We start from the raw sequence: 25631 nt of genomic DNA, 5'->3' as shown, positions 1-25631 counted from the left end.
CGCGGCGCGGTCATCGATTGAAAAAAACTCTCGGCGTCATAGCCAGGGCGGTGTTGTTCACAGCCGACCCTGCTGGCGCAACAGCTGCGCCCGCTCGCGGATGCCGGTCTGGCCCTGGCGCAGCGACTCGGCACTGGTGTGGACCGAGTACGGCCCCATGAACAAATCATGCGGATGCAACACGCCGGAGCCCAGCACAAAGGTGGTGTCGGTCTGCGCCTCAAACGTAATGGCGCCGCCCGATTCGTCAAATACCACCAGGTCACCGGTGGTCAGGGTAATGGGAGCGCTCAATGCGCCCTCACCCACCGCCATCCAGGCCACGGTGTGCCCTGCGGGTGGCTCAAAACGCCAGCTCTCGCCGGATTTCAGGTGCACGGCCAAGTAGCTGATGTCGGACGGCGCTGGAATCGGACTGGTCTGCCCGCCATAACTACCCAGCAGCACGCGCGCAGGCCCGACGTGGGGCACACTTTCCGGCCCCAGGTAGATGCTGTGCGCGGCGGCCAGCTCCAGCTCCGGCGGCATGGCCACCCACAGCTGGAAGCCCAGCACACGCTCGGTGTTGATGGGCGTTCCGGTGTGCCACACACCGCCACCGGCCATCATCCACTCCACACCACCGGTGGGCAGCGTGCCGTGGGCGCCGTGTTCGCCGGTCGTGTCTTCATACCCGGCCTGGCCGCTGATCAGATAGGTCAGCGTGGCAATGCCGGAGTGCGGGTGCATGCCGAATGCGGGCGGCTGGCCGCCGGCCGGCGCTTCGAAGCGGTCCAGAAAAATAAAGGGCTTCAACACCTGGCCCAGGTCCGACGGACTGACCAGCCGGGTGATGGGACCGTGCGTGCTGCCGCGCGTGCTCTGGACGATGCTGCGATGGAGGGGTGTGCGTGCATTCATGGTGCTGGTAGATTAAGGTCGCAACCATTGCTTGAATAGACGCCACAATCGGGATTCACCATCCCATTTATGCGAGTAATGCTATGTTGGACCTGAACCAGATGTCCCTTTTTGTGCAAGTGGTGCAGGCCGGCAGCTTTGCCGAAGCCGCACGCCGGCTCGCCATGCCGCCCACCACGCTGAGCCGCCAGGTGGCGCAGCTGGAAGACGCGCTGCAGGCCCGCCTGCTGCAGCGCACCACCCGCAAGCTGACGCTGACCGACGCCGGCCGCACGTTGTTTGACCAGTGCGCCGGGCAGATTGACGCGCTGCGGGACGCCGCCTGCCAGCTTGCCGGTGAGAGCCAGACGCCCAAGGGCAGCGTGCGTGTGGCGGCGCCGGCCGGGTTTCTGGAGTTCTTTGAGATGGAGTGGATCACCGAGTTTTTAGACCGTTACCCCGGCGTGCAGGTGGAGTTTGTACTGGCCGACGCCATGGCCGATTTCATTGGCGAAGGCATTGACGTGGCCTTTCGCGGCAGCGGCGAACTGCCAGACTCCAGCCTGGTGGCGCGCAAGGTGGCCAGCGGTTACCTGGCCCTGGCGGCCAGCCCTGTCTACCTGGCAGCGCGTGGCACACCGCAGAGCGTGGAAGACCTGGCGGCGCACGACTGCATACGCGCCGTGGGCGCGACCGCAGGGCCCACCACGTGGCGGCTGAACGGACCCGATGGCCCAACACACGTCACCGTGAACGGCCGTTTCAGTGCCAACTCGGGCCCGGCGCTGAAGAAGGCGGCCATCGGCGGACTGGGCATCTGCCTGCTGCCGATTGGCTCGCTGCAACCCAGCTTCCACGCCGGCGAACTGGTGGAAGTGCTACCGGGCGTGGCCAGCAGCGTGGGCAATATGTACGTGGTCTACCCCAGCCGCCGTTACGTGCCGCCCGCGGTGACCGCGTTTGTGGAAATGATGGTGCAGCGGCTGGCGCCGTTGATACAGCCGCCGTTTGCGGGCACACCACTGACTGCACGAGTGCTGTAAACAAAAAAACCACCATCGCCCCAATAGAAAATCGGTCAGACAGACACCATAACAATGCCTTACGCGACAGTGGGCCAACACCATCAGCATGCATTGCCAAATGAATACCAAGCAAACGCAACAGGAATTGTCACGATGGATATGACGGATGACGTTGAAGAAATTGTCACTTCACTGAAGCGCCAAGAAGTTTGGATTGCAGTTATTGCATTTCTCTCTCAGTTTGCGATAAAGGGGGCGAATAGATTCGTATTTGCTCAATTTTTTCCCGAGAATGAACTCACGGCGTGGTTACTTTTGATGTTTGGTGCGCCAATTGCTATCTGTTCAATAGGGGCTGGGTACTTTCAGAAGAAACTGTCTGCGCAACTCGGGCGGTCGTTTAAAGATGATCTGTGGGGTGAAGTGCGAGCTTTGAAAGACCTTAACGATCCGATAGCGTGGACGTTCCATCGAACCAGAAATCGCTGGGGTCGAGCCGTCCAGTTCTTCTTCTTTTCGTCATTGGGTGGATTTATTTCCACCCTGGTTTTTTGACGCCACAGCGTGAACTCTTTAGTTGTAAAGCAGGTCGTCCCTTGGGTTACAAAGATAGAACGTCAAAGCTACATATGAAAATGAAAGAGGGTGCAGAGAGGCTGCTTAGTAGGAGTAATCGACTTGAGATACTGGTCATAGGTCTGGGGATCGCCCTACCTGCTTTGGTCATCATCCATGACAGTGACCCAATGCAAACGTCAACAATCTAAAGTCGGGTCTACCTTGGTTCTACAAGGAAGGTCGTGACACAAGCTGGCCGCCACCACGTGCCGCGCGCGGTAACGGCGTTTGTGGAAATGATGGTGCAGCGGCTGGCACCGCTGATACAGCCGCCCTTTGCCGGTGGCACACCGTTGGCATGAGATTGCTATTAACTCGATAGCGCATTAGATAGATTTCACGAGGGCTAGAGGCCAGTTTTCCATAAGGCAGCACCTGGAGCAGCGCTTAATCCGTTGCCACCACCAACGATTGCCATCCCACGCGGCAGCTACCCACCTTGATACACAAGTCCCCCGCGCCCTTGACCACCAGGCTCACGGTTTTTTCGCTGACATTGCCCCGTGTCCACGGCATAAAAATGCTGATGCCGTGGTGCAGACCCTGACCCCAGCCGTCCAGGTGGCCCATGTCCTGCACCGATTCGGCGGGTGACACCACGGTGTAGTTGTCGCCCTCCACATTCAGGCGCAGGCTCTCGGAGATTGGCAGTTCCTTGGCCGAGCTCAGGCCGTAACTCCCCAGGTAGCCGCTGTTGCGCACACGGATTTCCACACGCAGATGGGCGTCACCCAGCTTCTCGGTGCTGACATGCTCCACGTGGATGCGCGGCACCAGGGCGGCCACCCGCAGGAAGGCCGCACTTTGCGCCGCGCAGGTTTCGGCCAGTTTGGCCAGCGGCGGATTGCTGACGCCCACACGCCCGTCGTAACCACCCACCTCGACGGGGCCGAGTTGGGGGTGGTCAACAGCACGCCAGGGCTTGAAAATGCGGCCCTGGTTGATGTCGCGGTCCATCTTCCACAGCGCCACAAAATCCTTGCGCTGCAGGTGGGTGTAATGGTCCACAAAAGGCTTCTTGCGCTCGATGCCCAACTGCGTGAACAGATCCCACAGCTCCACCACATACGCCAGGCAGCCGCGCTGGTGGTAGGCCCAGTCCACCAGATCGCCGTGCAGAGGCTTGTCGGGCTCGTACAAAAATTCATGGAAGCCGCTGACCGTGGGGTAACCGGTGTGTTCGGTCATCCAGGCTTCTGCCTGTTTGTAGATGGCCAGGTCGGTCTGGTCCATCTTGTTGTCGGGTTTGTCACCCATGGGGCGTATCACCACGCCGCCAAAGGTGTGCAGGTTCAGCCAGGCAAAGATGTGGGGGTTTCGAATAGCAAAGTCCATCACCGCACGGGTCTCGGGCGCGCTGCCGGGGTAGTGGCCGGCGCCGGCCTGCTCGGGCTCCGGCTTCCAGTGGTGGGAAAAATTGCGGTTGAAGTCGTACTGGTTGTCGCCCAGGAAATAGGGGTCTGGAATGTGCTGTCCGTCGAAATTGGCGATCAGCCCTTCCGGGTATAGCTTGTAGAAAGGCCCCACATCTTCGGGCAGGCGTGGCACCATGACCGGCGGGTTCAAAGGCTGGCCGTCGTCACCGCGCAGCTCCACCACTTCACCATGCGGGTCTTGCTGGCGCATGGTGATCATGGTTCCATCGCCATCCACATCGCTCGCCACCCAGTGCGGGTGGGCCTGGTTGGCCCGCTCATTGACCGGGCTGGAGCGCACATAACGCCCGGTCTTCAAAATGGCCTCGGCACCGTCGGGCGAGATACGCGGCACCACATAAAACAGGGTGTTGCGAATGGCGTCCGCCATGTGCGCTGGCAGCGGCTTGCCGCCCGCCTCGTTTTTGCCGCCGTAGATGGCGATCACGTCTTCGGCCATGGCCAGTGCGACGCTGGAGCCGCAGACCTCGACGGCATGCATATTGCCGTCAATCCACACCGCGGGGCGCACCTGCTCCGGGTTGCGGCCAATGGTCAGCAGCGGGATGTCGCGCCCCTCGGCGCTTTTGCCCAGGCTGGACACCGACACATATTCGGGGTAGGACGTGGCCCAGGCCGATAGCTGGGCGGTGAGTTCGGCGTAGTCTAGGTAGTGGGTGCGAAACATACGGGGCGATGCCGTTCGGCAGGGTGGGTTGGAGATTCCTGAATGTATAGCAATAGACCCTTATTCCACGGGGTCTAGGGGCCGATTTGATTGCATACCTTATTCCAGACGCTCCATACGGAGGGTCTTGGCAAAGCCCATGACGGTCGGCAACTGTTCCAGCGCGGCCAATGCCACCTGTAGCAGGCGCTGCTGTGTGGGCTCAGTCTGCACCACCACGGCGCTCAGCTCGGGGTCGTGCGGATGCTCCAGCACATCCAGCTGCTGCACCCGCACACCGGCGTAGGCCAGGTGGGCCAGCACCTGCGGCAAGGTGCGTGACAACTTGGCCACATCCAGCCGCAGGTAGTAGGCGGTCTCCACGTCTTCAATCGCCGCCACCGGCAGCGCAACAATGGCGTTGTGCTGGAAGGCCAGACTGGGCACGCGGTGGCGGTGCACCACGCTGCTGGACCGGGCCAGGTCCACCAGGTCGGCAATCACGGCGGACGCGGTCTGCTCCGACCCTGCACCGGCACCGTAGTACATGGTCACACCGGCGGCGTCGCTCTTGACCATTACCGCGTTCATCGACCCGTTCACCTGGGCCAGCAGATGGTTGGATGCCACCAGCGTGGGGTGCACGCGCAGCTCCAGCCCCTGGGGGTTGCGCTTGGCTATGCCCAGCAGCTTGACACAGTAGCCCAAGCGCTCGGCAAAGGCCACGTCGACCGCGTCCAGTTGGGTAATGCCCTCCACATGCACCTTGTCGAACTGGATGGGCACCCCAAAGGCGTTGGATGCCAGCAGCGTCAGCTTGTGTGCGGCGTCCACGCCCTCCACGTCAAACGCGGGGTCGGCTTCGGCATACCCCTTGGCCTGTGCATCGGCCAACGCGTCGGCAAAGCTCGCGCCCTTGTCCTTCATTTCGGACAGGATGTAGTTGGTTGTGCCGTTGATGATGCCGGCAATCCATTCGATGCGGTTGGCGGTCAGGCCCTCGCGCAGGGCCTTGATGATGGGGATGCTGACGGCGACTGCGCCTTCGTACGCCACCACGACGCCCTGCGCCTGGGCCGCGGCAAAGATCTCGCTGCCATGTACAGCCAGCAGTGCCTTGTTGGCGGTGACCACGTGTTTGCCGTTGGTTATCGCCTGCAGCACCAGCTCGCGGGCAAGGGTGGTGCCACCAATCACTTCGACCACCACATCGATGTCCGGGTGATTGACGACGCTGAAGGGGTCATCCACCAGCTCCACCTCTTCATCGTCCACCAGGCGGGCAGCGCGTGCAAGGTTGCGCACGGCCACCATCACCATCTCAATCGGTCGGCCAGTCCGCCCCGCAATCAGCTCCGCGTTGCGCCGCAGCACCGTGTAGGTACCCATGCCCACCGTGCCCAGGCCCAACATGCCAATACGCAGGGGCGCAATGGCGTGCATAGGCGCAATGGCGCGCAAGGACGCAACAGCATGCAATGGGCTTTTGACAGCAAAGCTGGCTTGGTGATCTTGGTACATAAAACTCTCTCCGACGAACAGTTGCTAACCCAGCTGCCTGTGCTGGGAATGTTCTATCGGGGGGGAGAGACACCAGTAGGCAGCCGGAACGGCCACCTGAACGACGCTCAGGCGGCCGTGTTCATAATGGTGGTAATCATGTTGTGGGCCATCACGGGCGCACCGCCACAGACCGTTTGCACGGTGCGGATGGGGTGGAGCTTGGAGGGGCACAACATGGGTTTAAGCATACCACGGGCCCAAACCCGGCCATCGATCACGGGTCGGCACGCACATCCTCTACCTGCCAGCGCAGGCGTGACGTGCGCAGCGCATGTGAGCTGCGGTAGGCCGCCGGACTGGTCTTTTCGTAACGCAGAAACACACGGCGAAACGCGGCAGTATCGGTGTAACCACAGGCACGTGCGATGGTGGCAACACTGTCCAGCGTCACCTCCAGCATGATGCGTGCGCGCTTGCAGCGTTGGTTGTGCAAGTAGTCCAGTGGTGTGCAACCCATGACCTGCTGAAAATGCCGCAACAGCGTGCGCGGGCTGACCGCCGCGGCCTGCGCCACTGCTGCCAGGCTGTAGCTGTCTTCCAGGTGTTCGTCCAGCCACAACAAGGCACGCGCCATCACACTGTCACGTGTGGGGCGAATATGGCTTTGCCGCGTGGCCTGCAGTGCCATGGCGTGGCGCTCTCCGGCGTGCAGCAGCAGGGATTCATAGGCCTGCATGAACTCGGCCCCCAGGGCGCGGCGCAGCAGGCTCACTACTACTTGCGGCAAGGCCGACATCGTGCCGCCGGTCACCACCGGCCCGTCTTCCACACAATCCGATTCCGAGTGCAGCACCAGCGCCGGGAAGTCCAGCGTAAAACTGGCCACGTAATACCAGGCCACCGCAACCGCACGCCCCTCCATGCCCGGCGCACCGGCAAACAGCCAGACTCCATTGCTGAGGCTGACCACCATGTCGCCGTTCTGCAGGTACTGCGCCAGGTAGCCGCGCAAGGCAGCCTGCCGCCGCACCGCGGTGCGCAGCGTGGGCACGCTGGGCGCAAACAGCGGGGCCACAAAACAGGCGCGGATGACCGACGTATCACTGGCGGCAGGCACAGGCCGCCGGCAGCAGTAGGGGCCGAGCAAGGGGTCGGCGCTCGACAAAGGTTTGGCCTGGGCATCCAGCAACTGCCACGACACCGGCTGCGCCTTGGGCCCACCCTGTAACTGTGCCAGGGTGTTGGCCAAGCGCAGCAGGTCCACCACGGCCAGCGTCAGGCCCAGCATCGAATCGGGGTAGACCAGCAGATCCACATGCAGGCGCCGTGGGGTGGAGGTCGGTTGAGTTGGCGGTATTGGCTTCATGAATGTCCATTTTAGGTATTGGCGCAAAGCCCTGCCTTGCCTACGATGCAGCCCTGCCGGGTACAACACGCCGGCAAAAAATGACAACCAAGAATTGGAGACACCATGGGTATGCGGTTGGGTTCGGTGGTTAAACGCGGCGCGCTGGTGCTGCTGGTCGTTGTGGTGGGCGCAGGGGCTGTGGCATATGTCAAGTTGCGCCAGGCCGGTCAGACACAGGTGGAAGGCGACATGAAGCTCGCCGGACTGAGTGCTCCGGTCAAGGTGCTGCGCGACAAGTTGGGCATTCCCTACATCTTTGCCAACAACACACCAGACCTCATCAAGGCCCAGGGTTTTGTGACCGCACAACACCGCCTGATGCAGATGGAACTGTTCCGCGCCACCTGGCGCGGAGAAATGGCGGCCACCCTGGGCCCGGACCTGCTGCCAAGCGACATCCGCATGCGGGTGCTGGGCATACGCCGCAATGGCGACAAACATGCCGAGAAGCTGAGCCCCGCCTCCCGCGCCTTCTTCCAGCACTATGTGGACGGCATCAACGCCTACATCTCCGCCCACCCCGGCGACCACCCCCTGGAACTCAAGGCCGTGGGCCTGAAACCCAGCGCGTGGCAGGTGGCCGACCTGGTGGCCCTGGTCCACTATGTGCATTACACCCATTCCACCAATTTCAAGGCCGAGGTGGTAGCGCAAAAGCTGATCGACACACTGGGCCTGGAGCGGGCACGGGCCATCTTCCCCCTGACCATCAACCCTGATTGGAACGATGGCAAGCCTGCGCCGCAGGCCAGTGCAACCGCTGCCCCGCAAACGGCGCAACTGAACATTGCCTGGAGTGACCTGAACATTGCGCCGGACGATCTGAACCACCAGGGCCTGGGCTCTAACAACTGGGCGGTGGGGCCCACACGCTCGGCCTCGGGCAAGGCCATCGTGTCGAATGACCCGCACCTGGACAACCGCATCCTGCCTGGCACCTGGCACCCCATCGGTTTGTTTGCACCCGGCATACAGGCCGTGGGCGCTGCCTTGCCCGGCATGCCCGGCATCCTGGTGGGGCGCACCCAACACGTGGCTTTTGGTGTGACCAACGCCTATGGCGATGTGCAGGACCTGTATGTGGAAACCCGCGACCCGGCCAATGCCGAGCACTACATGGACGGAGCGCGCAGTGTGCCGTTTGAGGTGGTCACCGAGACCATCCAGATCAAAGACAAGTCGGCACCCGGCGGCTACCGCACGCAGCCCTTGAAGATTCGTTTCACCAAGCGCGGGCCGGTCATCACCGACCACCCGGGCCTAGGCCCCAAGGGCGACAAGCTGCTGGTGCTGCGCTCTACCGACGCCGAGCGCCTGGGTAGTGAGATTGGCATCGAAGGCCTGCTGAACACACCCAACGCCGCCGCCTTTGACCAGCAGGTGCAAAAGATTGACCTGATGCTGTTCAACTTTGTGTTTGGTGATGACCAGGGTGCCATTGGCCACCGCGCGACCGGAGCCGTGCCGATACGATCCGGCGCCGATGGTGGCTTTGCGCGCCTGCCCGCCGCCGACGGCAGCGACGACTGGACGGGCTATATCCCCAAGGACCGCATGCCCGGCATGTTCAACCCGCCGCGCGCCTGGGTGGGCACGGCCAACCACGACACACGGCCGCAAGACTTTCCGTGGTACTACACCAACTATGTGTCGCCCAACTACCGTTACCGCCGCATGGGTGAGGTGCTGGGTGCGGCGCAGAAGATGAGCGTGCAGGATCATTGGGCCCTGATGCACGACGACCGCAACCTGCAGTCCGATGTGCTGCGACCACGCATGGTGGCGGCTCTGGCCAACGACCCCGCACAGAAAGACCTGGTGCAGTTGTTGTCGCAATGGGATGGTGTGGACCGCGCCGAACAGGCCGCACCCCTGGTCTACCAGGCGCTGTACCGCGAGATGGTGATCGGCACATTCACCGACGAGCTGGGTGAGTCCGTCGCCAAAGACATGTTGTCCACCTGGTACTTCTGGCAGCAGCGTTTTGATGCCCTGGTAGCCACGCCCGACGCCATCTGGTTTGACGATGTGGGAACACAGGGCAAACGCGAAAACCTGGACGATGTGATACGCGCGGCGGCACCGCGTGCGCGCGCGCTGATTGCGGCAGCACAGGGCGACAACCCGGCAAACTGGCGCTGGGGCAAGGCACACCCCGTGCGGTTTGTCAGCCCCCTGCGCAGAAACGGCTGGGGCCAGGAGCTGGTGGGCGGCATGAGCTTTGAGCGCTCCGGCAGCGGTGAGACGCTGCACCGTGGTGTCTACGACTTCCAGAAGCCGTTCGACGTCAACTTCTTCGGCTCCATGCAGATCGTGATGGACCTGGCCGACACCCAGAAGGTGGAGGCCGTCTTGGCCGGTGGTGTCAGTGAGCGGCACTTCCAGCCGCACCAGAATGACCAGACCAAACTGTGGGCCAAGGGTGAACGCCAGCCGTGGTGGTTTGACCCCGCACAAGTGGAAGCCCATGCCACGAAGCGCATGACGCTGTCGCCTTAACAGGGGGCCCGCTGCATGTGGCGGGCTGTGTAGCTTCGACTACCATGCCCTCCATGCAAAACAGCCCCCCAGATTCCACCCTGCCACACACCCGAACCAGCGACCGTTGTGTGCTGGTGCTCGGTGGCGCCAATATGGACATCTCGGGCAGCACCACACGGCCACTGGTACTGTCCGACTCCAACCCGGGCCGTATCCGCTGCGCACCCGGTGGTGTGGCCCGCAATGTTGCAGAAAACCTGGCGCGGCTGGGCAACACCACCCGCCTGCTGACGGCTGTGGGTGACGACCTGTATGGCCGCAGCCTGCTGGATGCCACCCGCCAGGCCGGTGTCGATGTGGTCGGCTGTTGGGTGCTGGCAGACGAGGCCACATCCACCTATGTGTCGCTGCACGGCCCTGATGGAGACATGGCGGTTGCCGTGAACGACATGGGCATTCTGGACTGCATCACCCCCGAGCGCTTGGCGCCCCACGCACCGCAGGTGCAGCAGGCCAACGCACTGGTGGTGGACTGCAATCTGGGCGCACCGGCGCTGGAGTGGCTCTTTACCCACCGCAGTGCCACACCGGTGTTTGTGGACGCGGTGTCAGCCTTTAAATGCGAACGCGTGCGGCCCTGGCTGGCCCACGTGCACCTGCTCAAGGTCAACCGACTGGAAGCACAGGCACTGTGCGGTTTTGGCATCCACACCGATGCCGACATGGAGCGCGCCGCGCACTGCCTGCACACGCTGGGCGTGGCGCAGGTTGTGCTGAGCCTGGGCGAGCGAGGCGTTTACTGGAGTGCACGCCATGCGGGCCAAGGCTGGCACACCGCCCTACCGACCACCGTAGTCAATGCCACCGGTGCGGGCGACGCGCTGATGGCGGGATTGGTCCACGCGTTTGTAGATGGGCAAGACCTGCGCACATCCCTACCCTTTGCACTGGGCTGTGCGGCGCTGACCTTGGCGTCTGAACACGCCAACCACCCCGGGCTGTCGGTAGCAGCCGTGACCCAGTGCATGCACAATGCCAACCCACTATGACGAACACAAACACGAACACCTATCTCGACATCCATCCCGAGGTTGCCCACGCCCTGGCACACAACCAGCCCGTGGTGGCCCTGGAGTCCACCATCATCTCGCACGGCATGCCCTACCCGCAGAACGTGGCGACTGCTTTGGAGGTGGAAGCCGAAGTGCGCAAACACGGTGCCGTGCCGGCCACCATCGCCATCATCGGCGGACGGCTCAAGGCGGGTTTGACGCCAGCCGAGATCGAAGTGCTGGGCACTACGGGCCGCAGCGTGACCAAGGTCAGCCGACGCGATATTCCCTTCATCGTGGCAGCGGGTGCCACCGGTGCGACCACCGTGGCGTCCACGATGGTGATTGCCGCCATGGCCGGCATACGCGTATTTGCCACCGGTGGCATAGGCGGAGTGCACCGCGGTGCCGAGACCAGCTTTGACGTATCGGCTGATTTGCAGGAGCTGGCACAGACGCCGGTGGCCGTGGTCTGCGCCGGTGCCAAGTCCATTCTGGACCTGCGCCTGACGCTGGAATATCTGGAGACCCATGGTGTGCCGGTGGTCGGTTACCAGACCCCATGGCTGCCCGCCTTCTTTACCCGCGACAGCGCCTTCAAGGTGGACTACCAGCTGGACACGCCGCAGGCCATCGCCAAGGTCATGTTTGCCAAGTGGGCCATGGGCCTGCGCGGTGGTTTGGTAGTGGCCAACCCGATCCCCGAGACCTTTGCCATGCCCCGCGCCGCCATTGATGCGGCGGTGGAGCAGGCGCTGCAGGAGGCACAGGCCCAAGGCATCGGTGGCAAGGAATCGACGCCCTTCCTGCTGGCCCGGGTCTGCGAATTGACCGGTGGCGACAGCCTGGCCGCCAACATCCAACTGGTGCTGAACAACGCCCGACTGGCGTCCGCAGTGGCCCAGGCCTACGGAGCAATCACCTAGGCGACCGACAACTGCGTTCTTTGCTCCTAAGCTTGCGGCCATCACCACTGGCCCACGCCAACTTTTTTGCTGGAGCATTGCAATGAACGAACTCTTCTCCCTCAAAGGCCGCACGGCCCTCATCACCGGTGGCTCACGCGGCATTGGCCGCATGATTGCCGAAGGCTTTTTGCGCCAGGGCGCCAAGGTCTACATCAGCGCACGCAAGGCCGCCGCCTGCGACCAGACCGCGGCCGAGCTGTCGGCACTGGGCACCTGTGTGTCACTACCGGCCGACGTATCCACCGTGGAGGGCGCCCGCGCACTGGTGGCCGCGTATGCCAAACACGAGGACCAGCTCGACATCCTGGTCAACAACGCCGGTGCCGCCTGGGGCGCGCCGTTTGCCGAGTTCCCCGAAAGCGGCTGGGACAAGGTGGTGGACCTGAACCTGAAGACACCCTTCTTTTTGACCCAGGCCTTGCATGGCCATTTGCGCAAAGCGGGCAAGAGTCAGGTGGCCAAGGTCATCAACATCGCGTCCATCGACGGCGTCTCCGTCAACCCCATGGAAACCTATTCGTACGCGGCCAGCAAAGCAGGCCTGATCCACATGACGCGCCGCATGGCCTTGCACCTGGTCAAGGACAACATCGTCGTCACTGCCATTGCACCGGGTGCCTTTGCATCCGAGATGAACAAAGATGCGCGCGACCATGCAGCGGAAGTGTCAGCGCATATTCCGGCTGGGCGTATTGGCACCACCGAAGACATGGCCGGTGCGGCTATCTACCTGGCATCGCGCGCCGGTGACTATGTGGTGGGTTCCACGCTGGTGGTGGATGGCGGCGTGACGCACGCGCGGGGCTAATAGCGTGTTGTAACTACCGCTGCGTCATCCCGATTTGGTTTGACTGTAGGGGAGCCTTTGCCGCCGCCGAAACTCTGCCGGCGTGCAGCCCACTTCCCGCTTGAAAAACTTGCTGAAGTTGGTCGCCTCGTCAAACCCCAACTGATCGGCGATGGTGGCAACGGGCATGTCCAAGTGCACCAGCAGGCGCTTGGCTTCCAGATTGATGCGCGCAGCAATGAAGGCTTTGGCGGTTGTGCCTGCTGCCGCGGCCACAGCGCGTGCCAGGCTCTTTTCGGTGTAGCCAAGTTGGTTGGCGTAGTCGGCCACCTGGTGCCATTGCGCGAAGCGCTTGTCCACCAGTTGCTGAAAACGCTGGAAACGTTGCGACGCTGGAGATATCAGCGGCGCCTGCGTTTGCCGTCTGCCTTGCAGAATACTCAAGCGCGTCAAGAGCGTATGGAGTTGGTGGCGCAACAATGCATGCACGTCTTCCTGCGGCGCGTCGAGCAGAGTGTCTTCGCGCATCTGCTGCAGCAAGTCCGTTGCCTTGCGCAGTTCTGAGTCACTGAGGACCATGTGTTCAGGCAACCGCTCCAAATCGAGCGAGAGCTTGAGATCGTGCGAGGTTGTTGAAACCGGCAAGACAAATTCCGGGCGGAACAAAAGGTTCCAACCGTCCCACTCTTCATCCGGCCCGTAGTTGTGGGCCTGGCCCGCCCGCACCACCAGCAGGGACCCCGGCGCACAGGTGACCGATTGGAAGTCCACCATCTGGGTGGACGTGCCCTGCGTGACACACACCAGCGTGTGGAACTCGTACCGATGGGTGAGGCGCAATTCTTCCTTGGCCCGAAGCCTCAGGTCGGCCACCGAAAAAACTTCCAGGTCGAGCCTGTAGAGCGCTTGCGGTTGATAACCCAGGCGCTGAATCTCCATCGTCACTTTGGTCCCTCCTGGTGTTGGTCGTGTCGCTTGGTTAGCTCTGCACGAGATTTAGCCAATAAGTCCAATATGTATCAGCATTGGGCGCCTATATACCGTGTAAACGGCGCTTGATTGTCCAACAATAACCATATCCCAATCAACACAGGAACGCACCATGAACACCATCGACATCGCCAAGGCTTACATCAAGGCCGTACAAACCAACGACCAGGCCACACTGGGCGGCATCATTTCGCCCGACGTGATTTGGCACCAGCCAGGCAAGAACCGCTTTTCTGGCACACACCGCGGCATGGCTGTTGTCGGCCCCATGCTGGGCGCGATGATGGAAGTCTCCAAAGGCACGTTTGCCATCACCCGCGCCGACCACTACATGGCCAATGGGGATTGGGTCGCCATCACCATTGAATTTGCGGGCGAGGCCAATGGCCTCAAGATGAGGCAAGCGGGTGTGGATCTGATCCGCATCGAAGACGGCAAGATCGTCGAAGTCAAGCTGTTCTCCAGCGACCAGGCGCAAGAAGACGCTTTCTGGGGACAGTGAAGCACCCTAGCTTTGCGCCAGTTTGTCCAACGGGCTGCGAAACGTCAGATTGATACGCCTGCGCCCCAGCAGTGCATGGGCACCATCGGCCAGCGGCATCACGCCGTGGAACGCCAAGCGCGATGGACCGCCCCACACCACCACATCGCCATGCACCAGACGGTAGCGTTGCGCGCGGTCCTTGCGGTTGGGCGTGCCAAACAGAAACACTGCAGGCAAGCCCAGTGACACCGACACGATGGGGGCAGACAAATCTTTTTCGTCCTTGTCCTGGTGCAAGGACAGCTTGGCGCCAGGCAGGTAGGTGTTGATCAGGCAGGACTCGGGCGCAAAGTGGTCATAACCCGCCTTTGCTGCGGCGCGACCTGCTAGGTCTAAGAAACATGCTGGCATGGCGGGCCAGGGAGTGCCATTCTGCGGATCCAGCACGGCATAACGGTAGCCATGGGAATCCGACACCCAACCCAGCGAACCACAGTTGGTGGTCGCTACCGACATGGTGTATCCGCCCGGGGTCTGCATATGACGCAATGGCGCTTGGGTAATGACCGCTTCTATGGCTTGCAATAACGCGGCGTCCATGTCGCGCGCAAAACCATGCAGCAACACCGCGCCGGGAGCCAGCTGCTGGTGCGCGGCTTCGGGCGGCAGCGCGGCGTCGAACAAGTCTTGCGGGATCATGGATTTGCTATGTTTTTAATAGTGATACCATCAATATTCACGGGGGCTACAGCCCAGTTTTTCATATGAGGCACTCGGCACTACAAACGTGTGTTGGCAACTGCTTTTCAAGTGTACCGGGCCTGTACCCGCGCCCCAACCGGAGTGTCTGCTGTCGCACAGACCCAGGCCACCTGAGTAGGAGACAATCCAACGCTCTTCTTTACCCGCTGCACTGCGCCACCCATGAAAGCCCCTCCCCGACTGCAATCCCTTGTTGAAGAAGGTCTGATCGACAGCGTGGTGCGCCAGCTGATGAGTGGCAAAGAGGCCATGGTGTTTGTCGTGCGCTGTGGTGACGACACCCGTTGCGCCAAGATCTACAAAGAAGCCACCCACCGCAGCTTCCGCCAGGCGGTGGACTACACCGAAAACCGCAAGGTCAAAAACTCACGCTCGGCCCGCGCCATGGCCAAGGGCAGCCGCTTTGGCCGCCAGGAACAGGAGGCCGCGTGGCAAAGCGCCGAGGTGGACGCCTTGTACCGCCTGGCCGCCGCGGGTGTGCGGGTGCCGCAGCCGTATAACTTCCACGACGGTGTGCTGCTGATGGAGCTGGTGACCGACGCCCAGGGCGACGCAGCCCCGCGCCTGAACGATGTGGCCTTTACACCCGAGCAAGCCCGTGCCCACCACGCCACCCTGGTGGCGGAAGTGGTGCGCATGTTGTGTGCCGGTGTGGTGCACGGGGACTTGTCGGAGTTCAACATCCTGCTGGCCCACCTACACGGCGAAGACGGCGCCGACGGAGTCGATGTGCCCGTCATCATCGACCTGCCCCAGGCGGTGGACGCGGCGGGCAACAACCACGCCCAACGCATGCTGATGCGCGACGTGGCCAACCTGCGCGACTTTTTTGGCCAATTTGCCCCCGAGCTGCGCACCACCGAATTCGGCCCCGAGATCTGGAGCCTGTACCAGGCCGGGCGGCTGAGCAACGAAACACCTTTGACCGGACAGTTCGAGCGCGCCCATGCCGATGTGGACATGCAGGCCGTGCTGCGCGAGATTGACGACGCACGGGCCGAAGACGCAGCACGCAGGCTGCGCATGGCCACCGCGGCCTGAGGCTCCAGCCCGTGCGCCACAACACACCTGCCCTGTCCCACAAACTTTGGGTTGCCGCGGTGCTGTGTGCTGGCCTTCTGGGTTGGACCCACGCCGCGCAGCCAGCCCCGCAAGACGGCACAGAGACCGAAGCCAAGTCCCCAGGCCCCCGCTACACCGTGTCGGCCGCGCAACTGCAACGTTCGGTGGCAGCGCGTTTTCCACTGCGGTACCCGGTGCCCGGCGTTTTAAGCCTGGACCTGCAGGTGCCACAGCTGCGCTTGCTGCCGGAGCACAACCGCATCAGCGCCGAGATGGTTGCCAACGCCGCAGGCCCCGCGTTGAACCGCAGCCATAACGGCACGTTTGAGATCAGTTTTGCGCTGCGTTACGAGGCCAGTGACCGCAGCATCCGCGCCCACCAGCTGCGCTTCAAGCGCCTGCAGTTTCCCACGCTGCAACCCGGCGTAGTGGACATGCTCAACACCTATGGCCCGGCACTGGCCCAACAGTCGATGTTGGAGGTGGTGCTGCACCAGCTGCGCCCGCAAGACCTGGCACTGGCCGATGTGGTGGGGCTGCAGCCCGGCAACATCACGGTAACGGATGCCGGGCTGGTTATTGGTTTTGTACCCAAGCCGCTGTAGGCTTGCCTTGTCAATCGGATGAATAGGAGTGCGCAGATGGTCGTCGTCAAATGGATACTGATTGCCTTGGCCGTTCTGGTGCTGGCGGCGCTGGGCGTTAGCCAGTTGGGCTGGCTGGGCGGTACGGCCCCCACCGATCTCGGCGTGAACAACGGGCGATTGAAACCACCGGCGCTGACGCCCAACAGCGTCAGTAGCCAGGCTTCGCTGTATCCAGACCATCCGCAGCGCGCATTCGCGCAGATTGCACCGCTGGCGCTCCAGGGCGACGGCCCCAGCACGCTGGCAAAGCTCAAGGCCATCCTTCAGGCGCGCGGCGATGTGGCCGTGGTGAAAAGCGAGCCAGACTACCTGTATGTGCGCTACACCAGCCGCTGGATGCGGTTTGTTGACGACGTGGAGTTCTGGTTTGACCCGGTCCAACAGGTCATACAGGTGCGATCGGCGTCCCGTATTGGCAAAGGCGACATGGGCGTGAACCGCGCGCGTGTGGAGTCCCTGCGGGCTTCGCTCTCGGGTGCCGCAACATCCCCATAGGCTTACCGCCCGTAGGCGTGGTAGCCGTCAAAGTCCGCCTTGCCCACCGGCACGCCCTGCTGGCGCAGGATGGCAAATGCAGCCGTTGTGTGGAAGAAGAAGTTGGGCGAGGCATAGTGCAGCAGATATTCACTGGCCGTCATGGTGTGGGTGGCCTGCCCGGCTTCGGCCTGGATGGTGCGTGCCGGCGCTGCATCAAAGGCCGCAGGGTCCAGCTCATCCAACAAAAGCTCGGCACGCAGCAAGCGTTGCTGCAGCCCGGCAAACGAGCGCTCAAACGCACCGTACGGCGGTATGGGGAGGCCCGCCAGCGGGAAGGTGGCACGCAGTGTGAAATTGCAGGCCACCTCGACCTGGGTGGCGAAGGGCAACATGTCGGGTGCCAATGCTGCGTCCAGTAGCACCTGTTCTGGCATATCCGTCAGGGCTGCATGTTCTTGGGCACGCGCCAGCAGGTGCTGCAAGCGGCCCAGGTACCGCACAAACACCGGAACAGAGGCCTGGAAAAGCGCAGAAGAATTACTTGGGGTCATGGTTAAAGCGATGGCAAGTCCCGCATTCTCGGCCATACTCAGAGCAGGCGGCGAACCCCAAGCCGACCGGTAAGGCACTCCCCAGGCCTAGGTGCAAAGACAACATTTAAAAACAGGAGTGCTTTCATGACCCATGCAAAATCCCATTTGCCTTCGATATGGCTGGCCTCCTTCGGCAGCAAGGCGGAGTTTGATACCCGCGCCGCTGAACTGAGTGCGCAGCTGGAGGTGATCTCCGCCATGGACGACCGCATGCTGCAGTCGCGCCATGCGTTTGAGATCAAGGCCTGGTGTGCGGCCTGCAGCGCCGTGACCCCCATGCGTGTGACTTGGCACTACTGCGGAACCAACCCGGCCGGGTCAGTCCACCCCGCGTGGACGGAGACCTGCGCCTGCAACCGCTGCGGCCTAAACAGCCGCATGCGCGCACTGATCGATTTTTTGACCAGCCAGCTGAACACACCCACCAGCGCACGCATCTACATTGCGGAGCAGACCACAGTGTCTTTCTCGGTCTTCCAAAAGCTGTTTGCCGATGTCACCGGCAGCGAATACCTGGGACCCGACTACAAGCCCGGTGAGATAGCCACGGGTTTCAAAAACCACGGGCACGTGCGGCATGAAGACCTGAGCCGGTTGTCCTTTGCGGATGGCAGTTTTGACTTGGTGTTGACCCAGGATGTTTTTGAACACGTACCGGCCTACGCCAAGACGTTTTCGGAGTGCGCGCGTGTGCTGAAACCCGGCGGCGCACTGGTGTTCACCGTGCCGTTTTTCTACGACCAGGCCAAGACGGGCATCCGCGCCACGGTGGATGCACAAGGCACTATCCAGCACATTCTGCCGCCCGAATTCCACGGCAACCCGGTCTCCAACGAAGGCTCTTTATGCTTCCAGAATTTTGGTTGGGACCTGCTGGAGACGCTGCAGGCCGCAGGCTTTACCCAGCCCAAGGCCAACCTGTACTGGGGCCCTTGGGCGGGGCATATGGGTGTGCCGTTTTTTGTGTTCAGCGCCCACAGGGCCGCGCTCAATTAACCAGGTCGCGGCCGCAGTAGTAGTCGTCTAGCACCAGCTCGCGCAGCAAGGCCACTTCGCGCTCGGAGGGGCTTTTCACCAGCACCTCATACAGACGCCGGCCCAGCGGTGTGGGCACCACATAGTCGGGCAACACCTGCGTGCGTGTCGCAATGGCGTCGGTGATGAACTGCAGCGCACCTTTGCGGATGTCGGCGCGGATGGGCTGGCAGCGTACTTCGTCGCGGCTTAACACCCGCACTTCGGGTGCGACCGTGCCATCGGGCTGGAGGTTGTAACGAATGATCTGCGCCTCGTCCGAGCTCAGCAGCTTCTCTAGATCAAAACTTTGGCGCAGCATGGCCGTGGCATCGTCGGTGAAATGCACATACTGGCCAAAACAGCCCTGCACCATCACATCAAAGCGGCTGGACACGGCCCGCGCACGGCTGTCGGTCATCATGTAATACCCGTGCACCTTGCCGCCCAGCAGCTGGTTCAGCCGCCCCTGGATGGTGGCCGAATACCCCACATCCACCAACGCAAACTTCTTGCCGTCATTGAGCCCCATGCCATCCAGATAGGCCAGCACACCCGGCAACTCCGCCTTGGCCTGCGCCAGTATGCGCGGCGACAGTGCGGCGAGCAGCGGCTTGATGTGCTCTATCTGCCCATCGGTCACCTCCACCTGCCGGTCTTCGCGCAAAAACCCCTGGCGTGCCAGGGACGCCCATTCGTCTTCGGTCAGCACCACGCCGTAGCGTTCGCGCACAAACGCGGCCACATCGTTCTCGAAATAAGGCGTGCGGGCGATGGCCTCTATCTCTTCCATCGCGCGGATCATGGGCACCGTCACCGCGCGGCGCGACATGACCAGGTACTGGGAGGGCGGGGCCGTGTCCGACTGCGGCGTCCACAGGTCATACACCGTCTTCAGGAACTCACCCTCGCGGGACAAAAAGTACAGCCGGTCCATGCCATCGGCTGCGGCTTGTTGCGCCAGCCACTGCACAAACGACAACACCAGCGGCCCCAGCACGGTGTAACCCATGGCCTGGTAACTGGCTGGCACCAGATCCCGCGAGCTGAACTGCGGGTAAAAAACCGGCGCCAGGCTGGCTCGCAGCAGCAGGCCCAGCGTCAGTTCCTCGTGCAGGTCATTTCCAGTCAGGGCCTGCTTCACCAGCGGCCCCAGGCGGGTGGCGGCCTGCGCCAGCTCCACCGGCCGCATCACATGCCAGACCTTCATGCCCATGTCGCCAGGTATCTGCACATCGGAGTGTTCGTTGTCGCCCACCATCAGCATCTGGTCCGGCGTGACCTGCTCTTGGGTCAGCATGTGGCGGTACAGCGCGCCCGAGTCCTTGCGCAGCCCAACGTCCGACGACAGGTACAGCGTGTGCCAGCCGGTAATGCCGTGGGCCGCCAGCATGGATTCGATCACCGCGCGCGGCAAATACATGTCGCTGGCCAGCACCACCCGTTTGCCCTGGGACAGCGCGAACTGCAACAGCCCCACCACGTCGGGCCGCGGCGCGACCGATGCCCGCTCCACACTTTCTTCCAGTTGCCGCAGCAGTTTCAAACTGTCTTCTGGCAACTGCGACAGGCCCGCAAACTCCACAAAGATGGCATCCAGGTCCACATCACGCCCGGCCTGCTGGCGGGCCTGGCCCTCGGCCTCTGCCCGGTACTGCAGGTAACGTGTGCCCGCATCGCCACCGGCCCGCTGGGCCACGATGGTTTTGGTGCTCTCGGGGTTCAACAGGGGCCGCAGCAGCAGGGTGTCGAAGATATCAAACACCACCACCTTCAGGTCCGCACTGGCCACCACGGCACGCACACCGGCTTCGGTCTGGCCCAGGTACTGTTCCAGCCCCCAGGCCGAGGCGCGTGGCGTTTCGGCATCCCGCACGATGGCTACTTTGTAGCCACCTTGCTTGGCGGTGAGCGCAAACAGCCGCTCCAGGCCATGCGCCAGTGTTGCGTCCTGCTGGCCACTCTCTGGCGGGAAATCGTCCAGGCACAGGCCGGCGTCAAACAGCGGCATCAGGGCCTCGGTACGCGCCCAGAACATGGAGCCTGCGGGGTAGTCAAAGTAGCCCTTGGGCATGTCTGCAATGCCCAGCTTGTCACACCAGGCCTGGCCTGTTGCCCGGTTGGAGAGCCAGGTGTTGGCCCAGTACGGCAGCTTGGAATAGTTTTGCGGATACAGCAGGCCAATGCCACTGTCCTTGCGCAGCAGGGTAAAAATCTTGCGCAGCTGCTGGGGGCTGCCCAATAGTTGCTCCAGCAGGTATTCGAGCCAGCCCAGGGTTGCACCATCGTTGTAAAGCGACTTCTTGCTGTGGATGTGGGCCAGGTAGTCGTAACCACGCAGCTCTGCACCAAAGGTGCAGAACATGGGGGCGACATCGCGCCCGCGGTTGGGCACCACCTCGGTCCGCAGGTGGCGCAGCCGGTGCAGGCGCGCAAACAGGGGCTCGCAGGCCAGGCGCACGTCTTCCGAGGGCACGGACACGAACAAATCGAACGCAAACGGCACGTGGCCCAGGTAGTCCGCAAATTCGGGTGCCACATCCGCATAAAAGATGTGGGCGTGGATGGCGATACGGCCATCGGGCACGGTGTCTATGGGCGCCACGGCGTCCATGTCCAGCATCTGCGACTGCGATGTGTCTGCAGGCGCGAGCAGGTGGACAATAGGACCGGGACTGTTCAGACCCGCAGCAGTCAACACTTCGGCCGGCACCACTCCGGTCGCTGGGGGTGGCATGTGCAAACCCACACGGGTCGCCAGGGCGCGCAAGCGGCGGCGCACACCGTCCATCGCCTGCTCGTGCTCACCACGCGCCAGCCGTGACACAAACCGCAGCAGTGCGGTTGCGCGCCAGGATGTGGAGGCAAACAGTTCTTCAATCGTCCTTTCCAGACTGTCGGCACGGGCCGCGTTTCTGACCGCCAGATCCTTGGCGGCGCCGCGTTGCCGGTTCAGGCGGTCCATGCTGGCCCGCATGGTGACGGCGTGGGCTTCTGCGGCCGCCAGTTGCAGGCGCAGGTCTGCCAGCGCTTCGCCACTGGCCACCAGGCGGGTTTCCAGCTGCTGGTTCTCGTGGTACCGGTCCAAGGCCATTTGGTAAAAGTGGCTTCTGGCGTTTTCAAACCAGTGGATGGAGCGCACCCAGTCGCGCGACGTGAACCGGGGAAACCACGACTCAAAAATGCGGGCCCGGTTGGCGATGTGTTTTTCGGCGTCCGCTTCTGCCGACAGGCCGGATGTGCCCAGCGCCACGCGGTACACCGCGCTGACCTCGGGCACATGCTGGAAGGTCGTCTGGGCAGACAGCTGCAACCAGAACTCCCAGTCCTCCAGGCACTCCAGGTCGTCTCTGAAACGGCAACCCGCGTTCAGCAAGCTGCGTTCAAACAGCACCGCGTGGATGGGCAGAAAGTTGGCACCCCGCAGGCGGTCTGCGTCCCAGGGTTCGTCCAGCACCATCACGGTTTGCCCCTCGCTGCCCACCAGTTGCACGCCGGTGTAACAGGCCCGCGCGCCACTGCTTGCCAGCGCAGTGCTCAGCTTGGCCAGGTGGTTGGGCAAAAAGAAGTCGTCATCGTCCAGAAAGATGAGGTATTTGCCTGTGGAGTTGGCCATGCCCAGGTTGGCAGCGGCCGAGCGGGTCAACGGGCCTGCGCCCTGCACCACACGCAGGGGAAAGGGGCCACAGGTGTCGCCCAGGGTACTGTGGGCGGTGCCCTTGGCATTGACCACCACCACCTCGACATGGCTGTAGGTTTGCAGTGCGATGGATTCCAGCGCGTCGTGCAGCATGGGGCGGTCCATGCTGCGCACAATCACACTCACCAGCGGCGCCGGGTCCGGCACGAGGGACAGATGCGGCGTGGTGTGGCGTGGGTCTGCCGCTAAGGCAGGGGTGTCGAAGTCGTCCAGTTGTAACATGCACTGAGTGTGTTGGCGCACACAGTTTTGGTCGGTGCGGCAGCGCACCCTCCCCTGCCCGCAATACCCTGCAACCCCGCTACCCATACCGCTATGCACACACAACCCATAGACCTGCGCTCCGACACCGTGACCCGCCCCACCGCGGCCATGCGTGCCGCCATGGCCGCCGCCGAGGTGGGCGACGACCAATACGGCGAAGACCCCAGCACCAACCGCCTGCAGGCCCGGGTGGCAGACATGCTGGGCAAAGAGGCTGCCGTATGGTTGCCCAGCGGCACCATGGCCAACCAGGTGGCCCTGCGCACCTTGACCCGGCCGGGGGACGAAGTGGTGACCAGCAGCGAATCCCACGCGGCCTGGCATGAGGTAGGGGGCGCCGCGGCCAACGCCGGTGTGCAGATCCACGAGATTGGCCAGGCTGGTGTCTTCACCGCCGAAGAGTTGCGCACCGCCACCAAGCCGCGCAACTTCGCCATCTTTCCGATGACCACACTCGTGCAGGTGGAAAACACCCACAACCGGGCCGGCGGCGTGGTGGTGCCGCAGCCGGAGGTGCTGCGCATTTGCGCCGTGGCGCGTGAGCTGGGCCTGGCCACCTTTCTGGATGGCGCCCGGCTGTGGAATGCCAGTGCCGCCAGCGGCCTGGCACTGGACGTGCTGGCAGAGCCCTTTGACCTGGTGGCAGTGGCCTTCAGCAAGGGACTGGGTGCACCCGGCGGCTCGTTATTGGCGGGCTCCAAAGAGCTGATCGCTGCGGCCGACCGCCACAAGCGCCGCCTGGGTGGCGCCATGCGGCAAAACGGTATCTTCAGCGCAGCGGCCCTGTATGCGCTGGACCACCACATGGCCCGCCTGCCCGAAGACCATGCCAACGCACGGGCTCTGGCCGAACGCTTGAGTGCGGCCGTGCCGGTGCAACTGGACCTGGCAACGGTGCAGACCAATATCGTGGTCTTCCACCTGCCCGACGCCATGCCGCTGGATGCCCCCACCCTGAGTGCACGGGCGCGCGAACAGGGTGTGCTGGTCAATGCCTTTGGCCCCCGCACCATACGCGCCGTCACCCACCTGGATGTGACACGTGCGCAGTGTGAACACGCGGCGGACGTGCTGGCGGCGCTGTTGGCGTACTAGGCTTGCGCAACTTCGTGGATCGACATACTCCTGTATTGATAGCAATACATACTTATTTCACGGGGGCTAGGGGGCAATTCTTCGTATAAGAAATCCGTAAAACCCTGCTTGCACATGCCTATTGCCCGTTCGCCACAATGGCACGCACACCCCTACCACCCGCCAACCAGCGCAGCCAAGGAACCCATGCCCAACACATCCGCCCAACATCCCATCCAGGCCAAGTGGCCCGCCCAGCACCCCGATCGCCTGCAGCTGTATTCACTGCCCACGCCCAATGGTGTGAAGGTGTCCATCCTGCTGGAAGAACTGGGGCTGGCCTACGAACCCCACCTGGTCAGCTTCGAGACCAACGACCAGCTGTCGCCCGCGTTTTTGTCGCTGAACCCCAACAACAAAATCCCCGCCATCATCGACCCCAACGGCCCGGGTGGCCAGCCGCTGGCGTTGTTTGAGTCCGGCGCCATCCTGATCTACCTGGCCGAAAAGACCGGGCAGTTTCTGCCGCAGGACCCCGCCCGCCGTTACGAGACCATCCAGTGGCTGATGTGGCAGATGGGCGGTGTGGGCCCCATGTTTGGCCAGGTGGGCTTCTTCCACAAGTTTGCAGGCAAGGCGTTTGAAGACAAACGCCCACGCGACCGCTACATCGACGAAGCCAAACGCCTGCTGGCTGTGCTGGACCAGCGCCTGGCCGGCCGCGACTGGATCATGGGAGATGACTACAGCATCGCCGACATCGCCGTCTTCCCATGGGTGCGCAACCTGATCGAGTTTTATGGCGCGGGTGAGCTGGTGGGCATCCACAACTTCCCACACGTGCTGCGTGTGCTGGCGGCCTTTGTGGCGCGGCCTGCAGTGGTGCGGGGCCTGGCGATACCGGTACGCGGCTAAGCCCACAATGGCAGCTGGCATGGCCAAGCCCCCACAGGATAAGGCCCGCTTCTGGCGCAGCCCCCTGCTGCCCGATGCCGAACTGCTGACAGCGCAGTATTACGCCCAGGAGTTTGCGCCGCATTGGCACGATGGCTTTGCGATACCGGTCATACAGACCGGTGCACAAAGCTACCGCTACCGTGGCGCTAAATGTATTGCCGGTGTGGGCAGCATTGCGGCCATCAACCCTGGTGAAATCCACACCGGCGAGCGGGCCACGGATGACGGCTGGACCTACCGCGCGTTTTACCCGTCGGTGGCATGGATGCAAGCACTGGCATCCGACATCACTGGCCAACGCATGGACATACCCTGGCTGCCGGATGGCAGCATCCACGATACTGAGGTGGCGGCCAAGCTGGGCCTGGCCCACCGCCTGCTGGAGGCCCAGGCCGATGCCCTGCAGGCCGAGGCCGCACTGACCGAAGGTTTTGCACTGCTGCTGTCGCGCTACGCGCGCAACCGCGTGCAGGCCCAGGCACTGCACCCGGACGCCGTGCGTGTGGCGCGCATGCAGGCCCTGCTGGTGGAAGACATGACCGCGCCGCTGGCTCTGTCCACCCTGGCCGCCGCCGTGGGTCTGTCGCCGTTTTATGCAGCGCGGCTGTTCTCGCGCACCGTGGGCATGCCGCCCCATGCCTGGCGCAACCAGGTGCGCCTGAGCCGCGCCCAGGGTTTGCTGCGCCAAGGACTGTCGGTGACCGAGGTGGCCGCAGCCCAGGGCTTTACCGACCAGAGCCATTTCACGCGCCACTTCAAGCGGGCTTTTGGTGTGGCCCCTGGCCGCTGGCAGATGTAGACCCC

22 protein-coding genes are annotated in these 25631 nt (G+C 62.8%); 14 read left to right on the top strand and 8 right to left on the bottom strand.

The genetic code is table 11. The features are described 5' to 3' along the window. Positions 1–57: 57 nt before the first annotated feature. A complete protein-coding gene (locus tag HZ993_RS18610; protein WP_209394211.1) occupies positions 58–900 on the bottom strand; it encodes a pirin family protein in 843 nt (280 codons plus the stop codon). Positions 901–983: 83 nt separating this feature from the next. On the opposite strand from HZ993_RS18610, the gene HZ993_RS18605 reads away from it, so the two are divergent. Both HZ993_RS18605 and HZ993_RS18600 read left to right on the top strand, forming a co-directional pair. Then, entirely contained in the window at positions 984–1922 is a 939-nt protein-coding gene (locus tag HZ993_RS18605) for a LysR family transcriptional regulator (RefSeq protein ID WP_209394210.1), read from the top strand. A 54-nt stretch (positions 1923–1976) separates the two neighbouring features. Further along, a complete protein-coding gene (locus HZ993_RS18600; protein WP_209394209.1) occupies positions 1977–2459 on the top strand; it encodes a hypothetical protein in 483 nt (160 codons plus the stop codon). 450 nt (positions 2460–2909) lie between these two features. On the opposite strand, the gene HZ993_RS18595 is transcribed toward HZ993_RS18600, so the two are convergent. The 3 genes from HZ993_RS18595 to HZ993_RS18585 form a co-directional block, all read right to left on the bottom strand. After that, the gene (locus HZ993_RS18595; RefSeq protein ID WP_209394208.1) at positions 2910–4625 is read right to left on the bottom strand and encodes a M14 family metallopeptidase; all 1716 of its coding nucleotides are present in this window, start codon (positions 4623–4625) and stop codon (positions 2910–2912) included. A 99-nt stretch (positions 4626–4724) separates the two neighbouring features. Then, on the bottom strand, positions 4725–6038 hold the full coding sequence (locus HZ993_RS18590) for a homoserine dehydrogenase (protein WP_209398599.1): 1314 nt from the start codon (positions 6036–6038) through the stop codon (positions 4725–4727). A 343-nt stretch (positions 6039–6381) separates the two neighbouring features. After that, complete coding sequence (locus tag HZ993_RS18585) at positions 6382–7473, bottom strand: GlxA family transcriptional regulator (RefSeq protein ID WP_209394207.1); 1092 nt, start codon at positions 7471–7473, stop codon at positions 6382–6384. A gap of 105 nt (positions 7474–7578) precedes the next feature. Here HZ993_RS18585 and HZ993_RS18580 point away from each other — a divergent pair, with 105 nt between their 5' ends. The 4 genes from HZ993_RS18580 to HZ993_RS18565 all read left to right on the top strand — a co-directional run bounded on the left by HZ993_RS18580 (position 7579) and on the right by HZ993_RS18565 (position 12824). After that, positions 7579–10014, top strand: a complete 2436-nt coding sequence (locus tag HZ993_RS18580; protein ID WP_209394206.1) for a penicillin acylase family protein — start codon at positions 7579–7581, stop codon at positions 10012–10014. Between the two features lie 53 nt (positions 10015–10067). Further along, a complete protein-coding gene (locus tag HZ993_RS18575) occupies positions 10068–11045 on the top strand; it encodes a PfkB family carbohydrate kinase (RefSeq protein ID WP_209394205.1) in 978 nt (325 codons plus the stop codon). Next, positions 11042–11974: a pseudouridine-5'-phosphate glycosidase gene (locus HZ993_RS18570; protein ID WP_209394204.1), complete on the top strand. Its 933-nt coding sequence runs from the start codon at positions 11042–11044 to the stop codon at positions 11972–11974. Before HZ993_RS18575 ends, HZ993_RS18570 begins: the two co-directional genes overlap by 4 nt. Positions 11975–12056: 82 nt before the next feature. Continuing rightward, positions 12057–12824, top strand: a complete 768-nt coding sequence (locus HZ993_RS18565; protein ID WP_371816943.1) for an SDR family oxidoreductase — start codon at positions 12057–12059, stop codon at positions 12822–12824. 24 nt (positions 12825–12848) lie between these two features. Here the strand turns inward: HZ993_RS18565 and HZ993_RS18560 are convergent, their stop codons facing one another. Then, positions 12849–13742, bottom strand: a complete 894-nt coding sequence (locus HZ993_RS18560) for an AraC family transcriptional regulator (protein WP_209398595.1) — start codon at positions 13740–13742, stop codon at positions 12849–12851. Positions 13743–13905: 163 nt separating this feature from the next. Between HZ993_RS18560 and HZ993_RS18555 the strand changes: the two genes are divergently transcribed. Next, positions 13906–14295 (top strand): nuclear transport factor 2 family protein, encoded by a 390-nt coding sequence (locus HZ993_RS18555; protein WP_209394203.1) that lies wholly within the window; start codon positions 13906–13908, stop codon positions 14293–14295. Between the two features lie 6 nt (positions 14296–14301). Here HZ993_RS18555 and alkB read toward each other — a convergent pair whose 3' ends face one another. Continuing rightward, positions 14302–14973, bottom strand: a complete 672-nt coding sequence (alkB, locus tag HZ993_RS18550; RefSeq protein WP_371817004.1) for a DNA oxidative demethylase AlkB — start codon at positions 14971–14973, stop codon at positions 14302–14304. 228 nt (positions 14974–15201) lie between these two features. Between alkB and HZ993_RS18545 the strand changes: the two genes are divergently transcribed. From HZ993_RS18545 to HZ993_RS18535, 3 genes are read left to right on the top strand one after another with little or no spacing between them, the layout of a single operon-like run. Then, positions 15202–16080 (top strand): PA4780 family RIO1-like protein kinase, encoded by an 879-nt coding sequence (locus HZ993_RS18545; RefSeq protein ID WP_209394201.1) that lies wholly within the window; start codon positions 15202–15204, stop codon positions 16078–16080. A gap of 11 nt (positions 16081–16091) precedes the next feature. Continuing rightward, complete coding sequence (locus HZ993_RS18540) at positions 16092–16706, top strand: DUF1439 domain-containing protein (protein ID WP_209394200.1); 615 nt, start codon at positions 16092–16094, stop codon at positions 16704–16706. Between the two features lie 36 nt (positions 16707–16742). After that, positions 16743–17243, top strand: a complete 501-nt coding sequence (locus HZ993_RS18535) for a DUF1499 domain-containing protein (RefSeq protein WP_209394199.1) — start codon at positions 16743–16745, stop codon at positions 17241–17243. Positions 17244–17245: 2 nt separating this feature from the next. Here the strand turns inward: HZ993_RS18535 and HZ993_RS18530 are convergent, their stop codons facing one another. Then, positions 17246–17776: a DUF1993 family protein gene (locus HZ993_RS18530; RefSeq protein WP_209394198.1), complete on the bottom strand. Its 531-nt coding sequence runs from the start codon at positions 17774–17776 to the stop codon at positions 17246–17248. Between the two features lie 126 nt (positions 17777–17902). On the opposite strand from HZ993_RS18530, the gene HZ993_RS18525 reads away from it, so the two are divergent. After that, positions 17903–18814 (top strand): class I SAM-dependent methyltransferase, encoded by a 912-nt coding sequence (locus HZ993_RS18525; RefSeq protein ID WP_209394197.1) that lies wholly within the window; start codon positions 17903–17905, stop codon positions 18812–18814. Here the strand turns inward: HZ993_RS18525 and HZ993_RS18520 are convergent. Next, positions 18807–22754, bottom strand: a complete 3948-nt coding sequence (locus HZ993_RS18520) for a rhamnan synthesis F family protein (protein ID WP_209394196.1) — start codon at positions 22752–22754, stop codon at positions 18807–18809. The genes HZ993_RS18525 and HZ993_RS18520 overlap by 8 nt on opposite strands. Positions 22755–22847: 93 nt before the next feature. On the opposite strand from HZ993_RS18520, the gene HZ993_RS18515 reads away from it, so the two are divergent. The 3 genes from HZ993_RS18515 (at position 22848) to HZ993_RS18505 (ending at position 25626) form a co-directional block, all read left to right on the top strand. Further along, a complete protein-coding gene (locus HZ993_RS18515; RefSeq protein WP_209394195.1) occupies positions 22848–23891 on the top strand; it encodes a low specificity L-threonine aldolase in 1044 nt (347 codons plus the stop codon). Positions 23892–24077: 186 nt separating this feature from the next. Beyond that, on the top strand, positions 24078–24785 hold the full coding sequence (locus HZ993_RS18510; RefSeq protein WP_209394194.1) for a glutathione S-transferase N-terminal domain-containing protein: 708 nt from the start codon (positions 24078–24080) through the stop codon (positions 24783–24785). Between the two features lie 19 nt (positions 24786–24804). Beyond that, positions 24805–25626 (top strand): AraC family transcriptional regulator, encoded by an 822-nt coding sequence (locus tag HZ993_RS18505; RefSeq protein ID WP_209394193.1) that lies wholly within the window; start codon positions 24805–24807, stop codon positions 25624–25626. Positions 25627–25631: the final 5 nt, after the last annotated feature.

This window comes from Rhodoferax sp. AJA081-3 (assembly GCF_017798165.1).
Taxonomy (GTDB): Bacteria; Pseudomonadota; Gammaproteobacteria; order Burkholderiales; family Burkholderiaceae_C; genus Allorhodoferax.
Note: the sequence above shows the minus strand (reverse complement) of the source record. Positions and strands in the feature narration are given on the sequence as shown.